We start from the raw sequence: 16,921 nt of genomic DNA on the forward strand, positions 1-16,921 counted from the left end.
GAGTAATTAAGGACAGAAGGAGACGCCTCATGGATCTATATACGAAAAATGGCAAGCCCCTTCAAATATCAGGTAGTACCCTTCACAGCCGCTCTTATCGTCTACTCGCACGCATGTCTTTCGGGCATACGGGACGTTACGTTGGAAGCATAGTTACCGCTCCACGCATCGCTCTGGAGTTGGCTATCCCTTCTCATCAGCGACACTTAGGGCACAACAAGCAAGATCAGCGATATGGAGCAATTAACCATAAGAAAATTGAGGCGCTAGTAAGAAAGCATAGGCAGGAGAGAAAACCGATAGGGGAGAAATATCTGTAGATCCTAGCATATTTGCCATGAGTAACCTATTATTATGAAATAACACGTATAACCAAGAAGTTTACAGATCGCCAATGCTAATGAAAGGATGCTGCAATGCGAGTAACTAAAATCAAGATACAGAACTTTAGGTTGCTGAAAGATATTTCTGTTGACCTAGAGAGAAATCTATCAGTAATTATTGGGAAGAATAATACGGGGAAAACGTCATTTCTTCTGTGCTTGGAGAAATTCATAGGCAGCGCCGCGACTCGGAACACATTTACTTTCGAAGATCTCAATAGCGAAATAAAAGATCACCTATTAAAAGTAGTCTCAGGTACTGAGCCCAATGAAAATAGTATTGGTATCGCTCTTAAAATCTTTATCGAATATGATGACGACGACGACCTACAGAATATAGGTGATAAGGTCATCATGGATTTAGATCCCGATAACAAGATGGTCGTTCTAGCATTCGAATACAAGGTAACTACGGATGACATTCATAAGCTCGTGGAGGATTTTAATAAAATAACAGCAAAGAAAATCGCAGAGAAAAAAGCACAACTATCTCTTTTTGAATACTTAAGGGATCAGCATAGTAAATATTTTTTCATATCGCGTCGTAGCTTGCACTTTGATGTAAAAACAAAAATAGAGGATGAGAAAAACTTTGTAGATTTGGATTTGGAAAATATAAATCTTTCTAAAATAATAAACTTCAAATGGATCAGCGCGCGTCGAAATGTATCCAACAAGGATACGGATAATTCCCTATCACAACTTTCAGCGAAGATTTATAAAAAGCTCGAAGCCAGTAATCCCAACGAGTCAGTGGTAGAGGAGTTCAAAGATACGTTAACTAATACTGATGCAAAATTAAATATTGTATATGAGAAAATATTTGAGGGCGTAATAAGTGATGTAAAAAAATTTGGGGGAATGAGTCAAAATGATTCAGTTATCAAAATTGTGTCATCACTACAGCATCGTGATCTGTTAGAAGAAAACACTACTGTCATGTACGGCCTTGGGAATAGTGAGCACGATCTACCGGAAAATTATAACGGGTTAGGTTATCTCAACCTAATCAGCATGATATTTGAAATAAAGCTTAAGCTTCATGATTTCCATAAGGATCTAAACGAATCGCCATCGGATATAAATCTTTTATTCATCGAAGAGCCGGAAGCTCATACACATCCGCAGCTTCAAAGAATTTTTATAAAAAACATTAAGTCTTTGTTAAGGTCCGGCATAAAAAGGGCCGATGGCATAAAGCGTGATCTTCAAACGGTTCTTAGCACACACTCGTCATATATAGTATCTGAAAGCGATTTTGAAGACATCAAATACTTCAAAAAAACGCACAAAGGTGTAATATCAAAAAATCTGAAAGATTTGAAGGACTACTACGAAGACTCGCAACATTACACGTTCTTAAAGCAATATCTGACCATCCACCGGTCGGAGTTATTTTTTGCAGATAAAGCAGTTTTTATAGAAGGTGACACGGAGCGTGTTTTACTTCCTGCAATGATGTTAAAAGTCGACCAAGAAGATTTTGTAGAGGAAATAAAAACAGGAATTGTAAACAACATTCCACTTCTCTCGCAGAATATTTCCATGGTCGAGGTCGGGGCGTATTCACATATCTTCGAGAAGTTTGTGCATTTCATAGGGGTCAGGTCACTGATCATTACCGACATAGACTCCTCGGCAATGATGCCTTTGATAGATAAAAAAAGCGGGCAACCAAAGCTCGACAAAAATAAACAAGTGCGTCTAGGACTCCAGAAATGTAGAGTTCAACACGGCACGCACACTACCAATGCCTCTCTACGATTTTTTTATAAAAAAGATGATTTGGCCTTTTATCGAGATTTGAAGCCGGGTCAGAAAACCTTAGAGAAAATGGAAGACGCCCAGTGGTGTCCGTCTATATTTGGAAAGCTACTCTGCGCCTACCAAATACCTGAAACAAATGTGGAAGGGGAGGTCTATCATGCAAGAAGCTTTGAAGACGCATTCTTTCATTTGAATAAAAATTTTATTAAGAGTTTGGCTTTCGACGAAGATGCGAGTTTTATCGGAGATACGAAATTTCCATCGCTAGTGCAAACACACTTAAAAAGCTTCGCGAATGGAGTCACAGACGCATTCGATTGTGCAGAGGATGCAATAACAAGTAAGCCATCGTTTGCTATGGAAATTCTGCTTAATAGTACGATCAAAAATATAGTTGTATCAAATATTAACACCGCTAAACTTGAAGATTTCTCTATAGAGTTTTCTAACTGGAATACTCCATTGTACATCAAGGAGGCATTGCAATGGCTCAAACAAGACTAACACTTGAACCCGAGGTCCAAAGCATATTTGATCTAGTGGATCAGAGTAAAAATTTTTTATTGAGCGGTGGGGCTGGTAGTGGCAAAACTTACTCACTTGTTCAATTTATACGGCAAGCACTTGCTGAGAACCCAAAAAACACGATCGCCTGCATGACATACACTAATGCGGCCGTAGCAGAAATTCGAGGGCGTATCAGCGATCCTAACCTTCATATCGGTACAATCCATGAGTTCTTATGGGACCTAATTCGTCCATACAAAGCAGAGTTGATTGATACGTTGATTGCTTCGCTTAAAAGTGAAAATTTAACTAGTATTAAAAATCCAGATGACAGATTTAACCCAGAAGAATTAAGGGGGAGGGATGTTCAATATAAAGAATATACCTTGGTCAAAGAGGCTGTCGTTTCTCATGACGAAATCTTAATACTTGCTCATGACATGTTCAGTACTTACCCTAAGTTGAGCGATATCGCCAAGGATCGTTACAAGTTTATACTTGTGGATGAATATCAGGATACTTCTGAATTAGTGACTGATATTCTGTTGGTGCACTTTCAGAAAAGTAAAAAAACAAACATCATCGGCTTTTTTGGTGACGCGATGCAGTCTATCTATGACGACGGCGTAGGTGACCTGAATAAATATCGAAAAGAAGGTTTAGTCGAGGAGGTGAAAAAAATACAGAATCGACGAAACCCCAAATTGATTTACGAACTTGCGAATAGGCTACGAACCGACGGTATAACTCAAGATGCATCAAACGACGAAAATGCTCCGAACATGTCGAGCGGAAAGGTTGTAGATGGCGACATGAGGTTTCTCTATACCGCCACTGACATAGACAAACTAGATACGGTAAAAGACTCCCTTGGGTGGGACTTTACCGATACCAAAGAAAATAAGGAACTCCATTTAACTCATAACCTAATTGCGCCAAAAGCCGGATTTGCAGAGCTCATGCTGATCTACGATGGTGATAAAATCATAGCATATCGTAATCGTATAAAAGATTTTATAAAAGAGACAAAAATAGAAGTAGACTTCTCAGAGTTTTCCTTTGGTGAGGTGATTGGCCATTTAGTAGATGAGTTTCCAAGCAAGATAAAGGATGTTACTCCGACAAAAGGGATGAAGCCTTTTATTGACGGCCACCAAGAGCTTTATCAACAAGCCCTGGCCATGCCATATGTTACGTTTAGGCGTATGTACGTTGCTAAGGAAGCCCTTATCGACGACAAAAAAGATGATCCCAGTGCTACCACCAAAGCAGGAAGCAAACGAGATGCACTGATAAAGCACCTTTTTAAGATTCAAAATATTATCAATCTATACAAAACCCGACGATATAATGAATTTCTAAAGCGAACCGAATTTAAGATAAGGTCAGTCGAAGATAAAAGACGACTCAAACAGATCATCGATGAGCTGAGTGAGATGTCAGACCAACCTATTGGCGTGGTTATAGATCGAGCAGATGAACTTGGAGTCTGTAAGAAAGATGATAATCTTTCGATTTTTTTCTCTAAAAGCAGATACCTTTATGATCGGGTAGCTAAAGTGAAATTTGACGAATTCCAGAATCTTTTTAAGTATCTTGAGGGATATACTCCTTTTTCCACTCAGCATAAGATAAAGGGCGCTCAGTTCGATAATGTTCTAGTAGTTTTGGATAATGGAGGCTGGAATAAGTATAACTTCAGTTACATATTTGAGGAGGCTGGAACCGAGTCAGTTGTTGAGAGAACACGAAAGTTATTTTATGTCTGCTGTACTCGTTCTAAACGTAGTTTGGTAGTTTATTGTAGCAAGCCTAGTGCTAAAGCACTTGCAACCGCAAGGAAATGGTTTGGAGACAAGTCTGTACAATGTATCGATTGAGTTCTGAAGTAGATGTGTGCCACGCGATCATGTGTGGCACATATCAAAAAGTTAGCTATGTTTTAACATTCGCTGCATAGTTGCTCGACTGTTCCATCACTCAGCAGTTAATGCTGTCTAGTGTTCATGAGTGGGGCCCAGAGTTTAATAAGTTGTTTGTGATTATGACTTGTATAGAAAATATTGTCGTACACATGGGGCGCACCACTGGTATTTTTTGAGACGTGCGAAGAAATGCAGCATAAAATAACGCAACTAATGTAGCAGTACAGGTTGAGCCGATATGGCGCGGTGCTAGCATCCCTTAGGCTCTGTACGAAAATTAGCTGCACTCGGTGATGCTGCTTTAAAAACAGGCTCGTACGCCGGAAGCTCATTTACAACCCGTAAAGTCGAGCGCGACTCCGACCGCTCCTCGCCTGTCTTTTGTCTTGCCTGACCTTCGCACACTGATTTTTCCTATAGGGCTCAGGTTAGGCTCCAGTTGAATGATGCCCATCCACGTGCTGGTTCAGATCGCTACCAAAAGCTGTTGACACTAAATGTGCTGGGAAATGAGTCGTGTCTATAGCTTCGAATTTTTTCTAGCTATTCAACTCGTGGCATAAACACGGTTCTACTGTGGTTTAATCGGGGGGATACTATGGCAGGACTCTGGTAAGAGTACGGTTTGTTGGTGGTTAGATTGTGGCGGTTATTTATTTGATTTTGGAAAGAGTGGAAGCATTGTGGGGGGAGTGTGGAAAAAGTGTGGGGTTAGTTGCTGTGCATTGAATATTCATAAGCGTGTTGACACGCGTCGTGCGCCAATTTAGTTTCGAATACGAGGACAGGGTGTGGTTTGAGCTACCGCGCACTTCGTGCTGGTATCTCACCGGGGTTCTTCCTCGCTTCGCTCGTCATCGCCCCTAACCTGCCCTGCTCAGGGCTACGCCCCGAGACCCCTGCCGCTGTGCGGCCACTAGAAGCGGAGTTTGTTATGGCCTCAAATGGTCGTTCTGGTTCGAATACAAGGAAGCGGACTGTGGTCGTTCATACTCGCTGTCTGCCCGAAGAGGCAGACGCGCTAAAAGTTAAAGCCGAGAATGCAGGCATATCGTTGTCGATGTTTATTCGTTGCGCCGGATTAAATCGCCGTATACGGAATCAAACAGACCGTATTGTCTGTGCAGATATAAAGACGTTTGCCGCCCAATTGCGTAGTTTAGGTGGCTTGCAAAAAAAGCTATTTAATAGCAGTGGTGGTGCCTATTCACAGCAGACGTCGGAGATATTGAATGCGTTTAAACATGCCGTTGACGAGGCGGCATTGGCACTTAAACGCATAGCCCCAGACGTTGAGGAAGCGGACAGCGATGATCGCTAAAATCGGCGGCCGTCGAAGCGATGGAAAAACAAGCTTTCGTAGTTTGTCTAAGTACATTAACAGTCTTCGACATGGTGTTGATCTTGCGACTGGGGAAGTCACAGTTGCAGCAGTGGCAGTGCAAACAAACTGCCTTTCTGAAGACACTGCGTGGATTGAGATGTGGGGTACTTCTGTTCGTAGTACGCGCACGAAAGATCCGGTAATGCACCTTGTTCTGAGCTGGTCAGTAGAAGAGTCCCCGACCGACGATCAAGCTTTTGACGCGGGTAAACTTGCGCTCGCCGCTATTGGGCTTGACGGTCACGAGTATCTGTCGGCCGTACACCGTGATACCGACAATGCGCACTTGCATATCATGGTGAATAAGGTTCACCCGGATACACACCGAGTACCGAAAATGTCGTTTTCGAAATTCACCTTAGATAAGGCAATGCGACAGATCGAAATTGACCAAGGGTGGAAACACGATAATGGGCCCTTTTCTGTCAGAGAGGTTGACGGTAAGAAGTCTATAGATTGGACCCATACGAGTGCAGCAAACCGGCTCAAAGTAAGGGAAGGGACGCGCGCAGATCTGCCAGAGAAGGCCCGGCAGTTTGAGGTTCACAGCGGCAATGAGTCGTTAGCAGGCTATGCCAAAGGCCAGCCCAAAGATGATGCCGGGGCGCTAATGAAATCCGCCAAGGCGTCCTGGCAGGCGTTGCATACCGTACTAGCCACTCATGGACTTCAGTTAAGACCAGCAAATGAACGAAACAACGCTTTCTATGTGGCGTCGGTACGTGATCCCGCTCAAGCTCCGATCAAGGCATCTGACATGGGGCTGGGAGGGGGGAAACTTATAAAGCAGCTTGGCCCATACGAGCCACTTGAAACCAGGTATTTTGACCGGGAAGCGGTAGAGAATCGGACCTATAGCAAGCATCGCCCATTGCGTGATCCAACTAAGCGTGCCGAAAACCGCGAGAAGCGTGCCAAAGAACGCGCAGAGCTGCGCGGAAAATATGAAGGTTTTGTCGTTGAGTGGAGGGCCATGAAGGCCCCGGCTAAGGCTGAGCTAGCCAACACCCAGAAATTGCGGCGTAAAGCTCTCACTGATCGACTTAAGGCAGAACGTGAAGCCATCCGTCGAAGTGGGCTAGACGGCAATCATCGCAGAGCACTTCTATCGGTCGCAGCGTTTACTGCTGCGGCCAAACGAGACGAATTAAAAGTCATATTTAAGGCTGAAAATGCGAGTCTACGAAAAGAGAAATATCCATCTTATCGGGACTGGGTGGGAGATCGTGCAGAGGCTGGTGATCTGGCAGCCATATCGCAGCTTCGGGGCTTTGCCCACGCAGACAAGCGGAAGGGTAAGCATCCGCAAGAGCCGGACATTGCGAACGCACAGCGGGCATATTTTTCAGCTTTTTCGGATAGTGATCTTGACCCGGTGTGGCCTACGAGGCTTTCGGAGCGCGTTACATGGGCTGTCGATCGTTCTACAGGTTCGGTGAACTATTTGATTAATAACCGCTTGGCGTTCCGAGATGAAGGGCGGCGTATCACGCTCAACAATGACAGCCACAACGATGCGGACAGCATCGAGATGGGGCTGCTTCTTGCGAAAGAAAAATTTGGCGCTGTAGTCGTGCATGGCGATCAAGAATTCCGGGATCGTGTACTTGCGGTGGCGGCTGAGCGGCGGCTAGACGTACGGTTTGCCGATCCTGAGCTTGAGCAACGACGTAAGGACGCTATCAAGGCCGATATAGACCAAAAGCGTCAGGGTGTTGTGGAAGATCAAAAGCAGGTCGATATTTTGCGGACGCAGGCGGAGTCCAAGATAGGAACCCAGCAGCCTGGAATGGTGCGAGACGCGGCAAAACAAGTTTTATCAGCAAGGGAGCCGGTCCGGCCGGTCCGTGACTATGTAGAGATGGAAGCAATCGATGCCGAGATAATTCGGTATCGGTCTAAGCTGGATTGTACATTCCGGGAGTCGTTGGGCGAACGTCCAGACCCGGAGAAGGCGGGCAGCTTTATTAGTCGACATATGGCGAAAGGCAAGGCCATGCAGTGGGACGAAAATTTTGACAAGAATGTGACCCGTCCATTGGCGGCGCGGCGTGAGCACTTAAATAGCGATCATCCCGATGCCGTTAAGCTTAGAGATGATGCTTGGAACCAGGCAATCATAGAACACGATTTATCGGTCATTGATTGGACAGAGAAGCGCGATTATGCGAGGCAGACACTGATGGTTTTTCACCTAGATAGCGAGCCTGCGCCGAGCCAGCACGATCAGCGAGCCGCGCGACAGGCACAGCCTCAGCGGTTGCGACCGCGTCAAGAAGAACAAGTTCGCGAACGTCAGAACTCACTCGACCGAGACACGCCGGACTTGGATATTTGAGGGCTGGATCATGTTAGAAAGAATGAAGTATGCATGGCGGTTCGACCCCGACGCCCAGGAGTTCCACGCTGTTCTACCGCTCATGGTGCGGAACGATCCCGACGCGTATTACGTCATCCGGGACGGTTTGGGTGATTTATGGGTGCGCGATCCTTGGGGTCGTGAGTGCCCGGCACATTTTGAATATGTAGAGGTATACGGTATGACATTCGATAGAGAGCAGTTCGACCCGGAAAGGGTAGATGGTCAGCGCATGACCAAAGAGCCGCCCTTGCGGTCGTTGTTTTCGCTGCTGCCTGAACAGGTCGAGGAATTGCGGGCAGAGATGAGGCGGGATGGTCAGTGGATGCGCGAGCAACTGAACACCCGTCGTGGCAGCTAAGCAATGTCGTCATTTTCGTTGGAGAGCTTACTGCGCGCTTGCAAGGCTTTGTAGCGTTCTACGAGGGAGCGGTAGGCACACTCAAGTGGGGAGCCGAGCTGATCGAGGTTAGACATTATGGGCAACCCCTCTTCTGGCGCAGGTAGGTCCATTGCAGGTGGGCGACCGCGCCCTCGCGGTGGTCGCTCCACACCGGCCTTTTCCAAGGCTCGTGTAAATGCGTCTAGGGCCGACCAGATGGCGGCCGTTTGCGCCTCATTGGCGGTGGGTGCATTCTCAGCCAGCGCCGCCGCCGCATAGCGCAGTGTGAGCGGCAAGGCATTCAGCGAAGCCTCAAGCTGCTTGCGTCTGAATCCAGCATCGTGAGACTTCTTCCACGCCTTCCACTCCCCTATTTCAACCTCTGTCAGTGATCGGACAGCATGCTCCGGTAGCTCTGTATCCCATCGACTAATCGTGCAGACGTAGCTTTGCTTTTGATTGCCGCCTTTTGTCGTTTCATTCAAGAGGCGAAAACAAGTCACAGGGTTGCCGATGTACTGGATGCCTAGTGTTTTGCTGTTCTGGTACTTGAGCTTAAATCTCAATTTTTGCCATCTCTGCTAGCAGGTTATGGAGTGCCCTGAGTCTAAGTTATGCCCGATTTTTAATAAACATTATTGTGATCGCTTTCTTTAGCGTCTATTCGCGTTATTGAAAATATATTTAAGCTAATAAAATCATAAAGTTAACTAAGTGCTTTCCGAAAGTTATGGACTATAGTCCATGTGCGAATTTGGCCCGTATTTTAAAGGAGGTTTTTGACCTATAGACTTAATTGTAAATATCCCACGAGGCTCTACAAATGGCAGGCATGCCCTTTTCACCGTGCGGCACTACGGACGGCGCGAGCGGTTGCTCAGACGCAAGTGTTGGAGTGCTTCAAGCTGTCTTTGGGCCGGTCATTGAGTCTTTGGCACAAGGCAGTGACCCGGAAACCGTTACTGCTAGCTCTAACGTGCTGGCCTCGATGTTCGTGCAATACAACTCGGGCCTGATGGTGCTGGCCTCCTTATTCGTTTCGTATATCGCCATTGTCGGCGTCGCTAACACGGCCAATGAAGGCGAAGCGATGGGCAAGGCATGGAGCACGCTTTGGACTCCCTTGCGTATCGTTTTCGGCGGCGGGGTCTTACTGCCCGCATCAAGCGGGTATTCATTTATCCAGATCATCGTGCTGACGATTGGACTTTGGGGCATTGGCTTTGCCAACGGTGTGTTTAGAGCTGGTGTTGAAAACGGGATCGTTAATGGCTCACTCAGCAGTGTTAGCAGCCAGCTTGGGTTTGGCAGCGGTGCGAAGCCTAACCCCAACTATCCTTTGTACGACATTCGCCAGTTCGGCCAAGCCTATCTGGCGTCCAGCTGGTGCGCCCGGTCACTGAATGCGATCTATGGCTCGCTTGACCAGCCTACTGCCATACAGGCGCTTTCCACGCCTGACTCCAAGGTGGATGACGGCGAAGGCCGACAGGCGGCGACCTATCTTGTCAAGGATCGCAATGCGGCCACCAACCTTGGCGGTGGCACCCCAATTTGTGGGGCGATCAAGGTCTATAGCTTTAGCGCTCCTGCGGAGCTGGTGACGACCTCGACCTCTACGGGTTCTATTTTCGATCCCGCTACGATCACGAGCAATAAAGCCGCGATGCAGGCGGTACGGCATGCCGCGCTTAACGCCAAGATAGTCGCCGTGAACAAGGTGATGGCCGATATTGATGCATGGGTGAATACCTGGCCCACGGATATAACCAAGACCGGCTGGGATGCCGTTATCAGTGACCGCTTTAACACCATTATCAATCAAGCTCAAAATACGCTTACTCAAAATCTAACGTCGCAAATGACGAACGATACGACGCTACAGAAAATAATGGCGAAGTACGTCGAGGATGTGACTAAAGACGGCTGGGCGATGGCTGGGGGGGTTTATCAGCGCCTCTCTGGCATTCGGCAAGAAATGGGGGCTATTTTTGCGGAGCCTGTTGCGGTTGCAACGCAGCCGAATCTCAACATGCTGCCGAGCGGCGCGGCGGGCCAGTTGGCGTTAAGCAGTTATCAGACTATCTATCAGGCGATCATTAGCAAGTCGCTCGATGGTTCAAGCTACAAGCAGCCCGTAACGCCCAATGCAGCGGACATCAAAGCGGCTTTAGCTCCGGCATCGCTGGATGATTTGAACATCGACACCTTGGGTAGTCGTGGCGATAGCATTATGAGCAACTTTATTGGCTGGGGTATGGAGCGAGTTACGGCCTCGTTGATTGGTACGGATGGCGACGTCGATGCAATCGCCCGGATCAAGACCACTGGCGATATTCTGGCAATCATGCAGGCGTCCGCTATAGCAACAAATCGCATCGTGCATACCGCGCTATCAGGCGCCAAAGCGGTAGCTGCTGGGGTTGGCTCAGTATCGTTTTTCGGAACTAGTATTGATGCAACCCCGCTTGCTGATACATTGCTTGAATGGGTAATCTATAATTTTTTAATGCCACTCGTTGAAGTCGCTAATTGGGTTGGAGTATTAGCGTTTTACTTCGGTGTTTTTCTACCATCCCTGCCCTATACCATTTTTATTATTGCCGTGGTCGGATGGGTTCTTGGTGTTCTGCAATCAGTTGTGGCGGCGCCACTTTGGGCCCTGATGCATATGACGCCTGAACGTTCGTTTGTAGGTTCGCAGACCCAAGGTTATTTAATGTTGTTGTCGCTGTTTGCTCGACCTGTGCTGATTGTTTTCGGTTTGTTTGCAGCGATGGCAATAGCAAATCCAATTCTGCTTTATATCAGTAAAGCATTTTGGGCGATGCGCGCGGCCAACGTGACAAGTGCGGAATCTTTGGGTTGGTTTGTCGAGTTCTTCCAATGGCGCAACTGGCTCATCATGTACGGCCTGTTATTGCTGCCTGTAATCTACATGATCTTTGGGCTTTCGCAGACGTTACCGGATGTGGTCTTGAAATGGATTGGCATCGGCATCGACTCTATGGGGTCGACGCAGGCCACTAACGAGATGCGCTCTAACACCGAGAAATTTGGCCCGAGCAACTTGGGCGGGGGCGGCGGCGGGAAAAAACCAATTCCCGGTGGTGGATCATCTGGCCTTCAACACGAAGGTGGTGATGGCGGCGGTGGTCGTGGTGGCCAGAACGGTACACCTAAGTTGCTTAGCTCGGGCCCGCAGGGAGTCGTTCCGTCGGGGGCTGCCGATGACGGGCCTAGCGGATTCGGTGGCGGGTCGTTTTACTCTGAAACTCCGCCGAGGCCTAGTGGCCGAGATAGCAACGCTAACAATAACAAGCCGATAATTACTTGAAGGGACTAAAACTATGTCTTATGACTTTAACGCAGAGACCACTGGGGTAATTATTGGCCGCAGACAGGGTTATCAAAAGGGCCGAAATGAAGGTTATGACGCAGGGTTTGAGGATGCGAATAGCCAGTGGATTGAGGTAAACAACAAATGGAAGGCCGGCTATGCTGCGTTGCAAAGAGAGAACGCTCACCTATTGACGACAATTCAAGAAGCAAATTATGCGATTTCGAGCCTTTCAATTATCTCCATGAGCACGATGCACGTATTAAAGAGTGCTGCCCAAGCTACGATCACCAAGCTTGTTTTACATTACTCCGATCTTTCTAAAAATTGGTTAGAGAATAAATATATTCGTGTGCTGCCTGCTGATGAGCCCGTGCTGCAAGAACTAACGCCACATACTGTAGCGCTCATGAAAAAATGGTGGAATCAGACTGTAGAGGCCACCAAAGCAGCGCCCAGAAAAAGCGATAACGACAGCGATCCGTCGCCGTAATTATCCGGCCCACAAGGGACGGTAATTTGTACCACTGACCCCGGAGGTCGAAACCATGAAACAAGGATGCAAGGTAGAAGAAACCCCCTCTCAGAACATCATGGCGGTGCTTATCGCTGTAGCTGAAAAAGTTCTGGCTAATATCTCCGTGAAACGTTGCCGTCGCGCGCGTCAGGTGCTTTGAAATGACAATTTTGAAAACTGCAAAGAATGCCGCAAAATTCACGTTCGTTTCTATACCTCTTTCGATATTTGGATGGCGCAATATCTCGTCGAACCATCAACATTTGAAAGACTTGGTGAGCACGATAAGAAACCCGCATTGCCCGATGTGCGACAAGGGTGTGATGTTTGTTCACAAGGATGCAGAACCAGACGAAAACGCGCTCTATCCCTGGACTTGCTCGGGCGGTTGTGGCTTCGGGGTCTTTACGCTGCGCGGTCAAGATTCAATCAATAAGGTGCTGCTTCCGCTCATCACTAAAAAGGGGCGTGCCCAACTCAATGGCATGAGTGAAGAAGAGCAGACGGGCCTAATCAAGTCACACACGCGACAATCGCGCATGTTCTGGGTGTTTGCCGTGCTTTGTCCGCTTATTGCTTTGTACGGCCTTGCAACAGGTAGTGCGGCCTCAACTGGCATCAGCATTTTGTCGATGACACTGCCCTTTTCGATCCTCGCTATCAAATGGAGCTATCGAGCATGGCAGGTGCGTACGGGTACGCTGTACGTTGAGGGCGCATTCAAGCAGTTCGTGAAGCGTGGCCTTTGGATTCCGGGGGTGGAAATATGATTGCGCACAGATTTGTCGAGGGCGAGCTGGTGATCGAGGATGCCAACTACTGGGCTGCGCTGGAATATGCTGCGGATCAGTTCTTGGCTCGTGAGGAATCCGCCCGGAAGAAAATGGCCCATCAGGTTGGTTCCAGCCGCTCCGCTAGGGCCATAAGGGCTTTGCCCCTCTGGAAACCCCAGATCTACCTTGCGACGCGGCGGGAAGCTGATGGGAAAAGCACCCATCAGCTCCCTTTGCGGAGGTTGGTCTCGTTCCACCTGTGTCAAGGGTGAAGGCTTCGCCCCGGCGCTCCGTTCATCGGGCAAGCCCGATGAGCCGGTGCGGCGGCCCTTGACACAGTTTCCACTTCGCTAAACACCCGTAGCATCGTTGAGCTGAATGACCCCCTTGTCATTCAGATGAGCATTTAAGTGGGTCCGTAGATATATTCACGCTGAAACACAAATAAATCGTTCTTGAGCTAGGGGTAGCTCATCTGTGATCGCTAGCGATCATGATGCCATTCTGCGTAATTGCATGGACTTGACCACTCATTTGCATCCGTGCTGACTAACCGTTTGCATTCGACTTGACCAGCACACGCCGTTGTGAAGATCGGCAGAGAACGGCCATTAGCAGCCACTCCGATAGAGCAACAGCCCGTCAATGGTTGCTGCTACGGCGCTCTCATACGACCAAATTTGACAAGTGCGGCGCTGGCCCGCTTGAAGCTTGATTCCGTTTTCCGATGCATTTCTTCGCGGCGGTCTCCTCAGAATGCGTGTGGCCGTGCGGATTCTGAAAAAGCTCCTACTCTCAAAGCGTCGGTCCAGAACGGAGCAGTCTGTTAGCGCGTACCGTAACCAGGCGGCCTTTGAGGGGGGATGAACTATGACGGGTACAAGATCAGCTTACACGTTCAAAGGCCAAATATTAGCATCAGAAAAAAAATACAATTCAGGTAGTGGAAATAGATCAAAGTCAGCTGCTCAAACGCTTGCTGAGGTTAGACCGCTTTTTGAGCGAACTGGGATAACTAGGCTTGCAGATATAACCGGGCTCGATCGAATTGGTTTGCCTGTAACGTTAGCAATTCGTCCCAATAGTAGGACTCTCTCCGTATCATCAGGCAAAGGGCTAGACCTTGATTCGGCACTAATTTCTGGGGCAATGGAAGCTCTAGAGCTATACCACGCTGAGTACGCAACTTTGCCTACGTTCATCATGACGTATGAGGAAATCTCAAATAACTATGCTTCTATTCCTCGTGAGCTTCTCCCTAGAAGAAAAGGCTCTCTCTTTAATGCAAGATGGCCTGAAACCTGGACCTTGGGTTGGGATATATTAAATGGAGAAGAGGTAGCCATACCTATTCAGTTGGCTTCAATGGCGCCTCAAATTTATGCAGGAAACCTACCTACAATAGCCTCATTTGTAACGGACTCAAATGGACTGGCATCAGGAAACAATATTACTGAAGCAATAATGTCAGGCTTATATGAGGTAATTGAGCGAGACGCGATAGCGTTGCACAAATGCGCTTCAGAAAAAAAGGGGCGGCTCGTAAATAGCATTGATATAAACACCATTCCCTACCCGCGCATACATGAAACCTACTCTCGAATTCGGTCGGCCAACTGCGAGCTTTTAATTTATGACTGCACAAGTGATTTAGGTATTCCAACATACAAGGCTGTATTGCTGGATAATCTGGGTGGATGTACCTCTGTAGTTGAAGGATTTGGAAGTAACTTAAGTCATGAGACGGCTTTGATCAGGGCTATAACAGAAGCTTGTCAAGGAAGAGCTGTCGTTATTTCCGGGGCTAGAGATGACATATTTAATTTCTCATTAGACAAATTGAGGGGGATGAATTTCTCCATTGATTTCAAGACCGTTATGTCGGAAGTGCCCACTAAATTCGTACTTCCCAATAATTTTCAAGAATCAGTCGACCTCAGCTTTGACTTGGACTTTATTATAAAAAGACTAAGGCATTCGGGAATAAATCAGGTTGTAGTTGTTGAGTTGGATATTTTTGATTGCGATCAAAGTTTCGCAAAAATAATCGTGCCGGGGCTCGAAGGGTATCCATCTCACGGATATGTTCCTGGCAAAAGAGCGGGCGTGCTTTTATCTAGCCTCTCTGCTGGAGAGCAAGTTACAAGCTGTTCTTTTCCAACAATGCATTTGCCTGCGGGAGGAATGCCATTATGAATGATAACTGCTATGTTTTTTTAGGTCCATCACTAAATAAGCAGAAAGCTTCATCAATACTAGATGCCGTGTACTTACCCCCCGCAAAACAGGCAGACATCCTGAGTTTGGTTCGAAATAATAAACCTCACAGCATTGTGCTGATTGATGGGGAATTCGGTCAATCCTTAAGCGTATGGCACAAGGAGATTCTCTATGCTCTCGACCAAGGCGTCAAAGTTTATGGCGCAAGTAGCATGGGGGCATTGCGTGCAGCCGAACTTGAAAAGTTTGGAATGCACGGTATAGGTAAAATATTTGAAGATTATAGGTCTGGCGCAATTCTAGCAGATGACGAGGTGGCATTAACTTATCTGCCCAGCGAACTTGCTTTCTCCTGTGTAACTATCCCCATGGTCAATATCCGATCAACTTTAGATCGCGCTCAGTCGTTAGGGCTCATCTCATCAAGGGTGAGCACTGAGCTAAAAAAAATACTTCACTCAGTTTTTTTTGCTGATCGAGACCTAAAAGTAATCGTTGAGATTTTAAATAATGAGGGATTACCTACAGCGCTATCAGAGAAAATTTTTACCGAGTTGTATATTGACCAAAAACAGATTGATGCCATCGCTGCATTAAATTACGTAAACGATAGGCATGCAAACAATGACACCCCCAATAAAATTACATCATTTAAATTCGAGCGGAGTTATACTTTCGATGTCTTGGAATACCAAGATTGCATGAATCACGACGGCGTACGGTTTCGCGAGCTAGCCAAATACATTTCATTGCACCATAAAGATCTCGAAACTCTATCTATGGCTGCTTTAAATCGAGAAGCCACTCTTCTGCTAGCGACAACACTAATGATTGGTGTTAATAACAATGAAATAGAGGAAGAGGTGGGTCGTTTCAAGAAAAAGCACGGAATAATAGCAACTGCTTCTTACCTGCACTGGCTTATCGAAAATGACATAAATGAGGAAGAATTTGAAAAATTGATGAAACAAAATGCTGTAATTCGAAAGCTACAGACTTGGCAAATCTCGAGACAGGCAGCCAAGGAAACAACAAAATTACTCCTCGATCAGTGTAGGCTTATGGGTGAATATAGCGCATGGAGTGTTCGCAAGAACAACTGCAAAAACATCAATAAGGATTTATCCAAAGACTTTCCAAGCAAAAGCTTTTCGGATTCGAATAAAGAGCTTTCCGAAATGTTTTTATACCATGTTCAACGAAGAGGGATGCCTATGACGACAACACTTGAAAAATGGATGATGGAAGCTTGCTTCCAAGGACGCTCTGATCTTTACCATGAGTTAAGAAAATCTGTTGGCGCTGACAAAGCATTAGACGCGCTAGCGTTAGAATTTGCATCCCTAATCAGAATATAATTAATT

Annotated in this window: 12 protein-coding genes; 11 read left to right on the plus strand and 1 reads right to left on the minus strand. The window is 46.8% G+C overall.

Annotated features, from left to right (window positions below; all coding sequences use genetic code 11):
* Positions 1-416: 416 nt before the first annotated feature.
* The 5 genes from BFQ01_RS01825 (at position 417) to BFQ01_RS01840 (ending at position 8,686) form a co-directional block, all read left to right on the plus strand.
* Positions 417-2,654 carry an ATP-dependent nuclease gene (locus BFQ01_RS01825; protein WP_065924031.1) on the plus strand — a complete coding sequence of 746 codons (2,238 nt, stop codon included), beginning with the start codon at positions 417-419 and terminating at the stop codon, positions 2,652-2,654.
* Entirely contained in the window at positions 2,636-4,537 is a 1,902-nt protein-coding gene (locus BFQ01_RS01830) for a UvrD-helicase domain-containing protein (RefSeq protein ID WP_065924032.1), read from the plus strand. The genes BFQ01_RS01825 and BFQ01_RS01830 overlap by 19 nt, the downstream gene beginning before the upstream one ends.
* Positions 4,538-5,561: 1,024 nt before the next feature.
* Complete coding sequence (mobA, locus tag BFQ01_RS31080) at positions 5,562-5,903, plus strand: plasmid mobilization protein MobA (RefSeq protein ID WP_083244834.1); 342 nt, start codon at positions 5,562-5,564, stop codon at positions 5,901-5,903.
* Positions 5,893-8,304 carry a TraI/MobA(P) family conjugative relaxase gene (traI, locus tag BFQ01_RS01835; protein WP_065924033.1) on the plus strand — a complete coding sequence of 804 codons (2,412 nt, stop codon included), beginning with the start codon at positions 5,893-5,895 and terminating at the stop codon, positions 8,302-8,304. The genes mobA and traI overlap by 11 nt, the downstream gene beginning before the upstream one ends.
* 22 nt (positions 8,305-8,326) lie before the next feature.
* Positions 8,327-8,686, plus strand: a complete 360-nt coding sequence (locus BFQ01_RS01840; protein WP_256097657.1) for a hypothetical protein — start codon at positions 8,327-8,329, stop codon at positions 8,684-8,686.
* On the opposite strand, the gene BFQ01_RS01845 is transcribed toward BFQ01_RS01840, so the two are convergent.
* The gene (locus tag BFQ01_RS01845) at positions 8,683-9,273 is read right to left on the minus strand and encodes a hypothetical protein (protein ID WP_065924035.1); all 591 of its coding nucleotides are present in this window, start codon (positions 9,271-9,273) and stop codon (positions 8,683-8,685) included. The genes BFQ01_RS01840 and BFQ01_RS01845 overlap by 4 nt on opposite strands.
* A 329-nt stretch (positions 9,274-9,602) precedes the next feature.
* Between BFQ01_RS01845 and BFQ01_RS01850 the strand changes: the two genes are divergently transcribed.
* The 6 genes from BFQ01_RS01850 (at position 9,603) to BFQ01_RS01870 (ending at position 16,915) form a co-directional block, all read left to right on the plus strand.
* The gene (locus tag BFQ01_RS01850) at positions 9,603-12,044 is read left to right on the plus strand and encodes a DotA/TraY family protein (RefSeq protein WP_256097658.1); all 2,442 of its coding nucleotides are present in this window, start codon (positions 9,603-9,605) and stop codon (positions 12,042-12,044) included.
* 13 nt (positions 12,045-12,057) lie between these two features.
* Positions 12,058-12,540, plus strand: a complete 483-nt coding sequence (locus tag BFQ01_RS01855; protein WP_065924037.1) for a Yae1 family protein — start codon at positions 12,058-12,060, stop codon at positions 12,538-12,540.
* 55 nt (positions 12,541-12,595) lie between these two features.
* Positions 12,596-12,724: a hypothetical protein gene (locus tag BFQ01_RS32800; protein WP_256097659.1), complete on the plus strand. Its 129-nt coding sequence runs from the start codon at positions 12,596-12,598 to the stop codon at positions 12,722-12,724.
* Between the two features lies 1 nt (position 12,725).
* Positions 12,726-13,334, plus strand: coding sequence for a hypothetical protein (locus BFQ01_RS01860; protein WP_065924038.1), 609 nt, complete (start codon positions 12,726-12,728; stop codon positions 13,332-13,334).
* Between the two features lie 873 nt (positions 13,335-14,207).
* Positions 14,208-15,533 carry a YcaO-like family protein gene (locus BFQ01_RS31085; protein WP_083244835.1) on the plus strand — a complete coding sequence of 442 codons (1,326 nt, stop codon included), beginning with the start codon at positions 14,208-14,210 and terminating at the stop codon, positions 15,531-15,533.
* Complete coding sequence (locus tag BFQ01_RS01870) at positions 15,530-16,915, plus strand: TfuA-like protein (protein ID WP_065924040.1); 1,386 nt, start codon at positions 15,530-15,532, stop codon at positions 16,913-16,915. Before BFQ01_RS31085 ends, BFQ01_RS01870 begins: the two co-directional genes overlap by 4 nt.
* Positions 16,916-16,921 lie beyond the last annotated feature (6 nt).

Source organism: Pseudomonas sp. 8 R 14 (assembly GCF_900005955.1).
Lineage (GTDB): Bacteria > Pseudomonadota > Gammaproteobacteria > Pseudomonadales > Pseudomonadaceae > Aquipseudomonas > Aquipseudomonas marginalis.

Coding starts and splice junctions, on each gene's coding strand:
- BFQ01_RS01825 (WP_065924031.1), top strand. CDS start 417: ATGCGAGTAACTAAAATCAAGATACAGAACTTTAGGTTGCTGAAAGAT.
- BFQ01_RS01830 (WP_065924032.1), top strand. CDS start 2,636: ATGGCTCAAACAAGACTAACACTTGAACCCGAGGTCCAAAGCATATTT.
- traI (WP_065924033.1), top strand. CDS start 5,893: ATGATCGCTAAAATCGGCGGCCGTCGAAGCGATGGAAAAACAAGCTTT.
- BFQ01_RS01840 (WP_256097657.1), top strand. CDS start 8,327: ATGAAGTATGCATGGCGGTTCGACCCCGACGCCCAGGAGTTCCACGCT.
- BFQ01_RS01855 (WP_065924037.1), top strand. CDS start 12,058: ATGTCTTATGACTTTAACGCAGAGACCACTGGGGTAATTATTGGCCGC.
- BFQ01_RS32800 (WP_256097659.1), top strand. CDS start 12,596: ATGAAACAAGGATGCAAGGTAGAAGAAACCCCCTCTCAGAACATCATG.
- BFQ01_RS01860 (WP_065924038.1), top strand. CDS start 12,726: ATGACAATTTTGAAAACTGCAAAGAATGCCGCAAAATTCACGTTCGTT.
- BFQ01_RS31085 (WP_083244835.1), top strand. CDS start 14,208: ATGACGGGTACAAGATCAGCTTACACGTTCAAAGGCCAAATATTAGCA.
- BFQ01_RS01870 (WP_065924040.1), top strand. CDS start 15,530: ATGAATGATAACTGCTATGTTTTTTTAGGTCCATCACTAAATAAGCAG.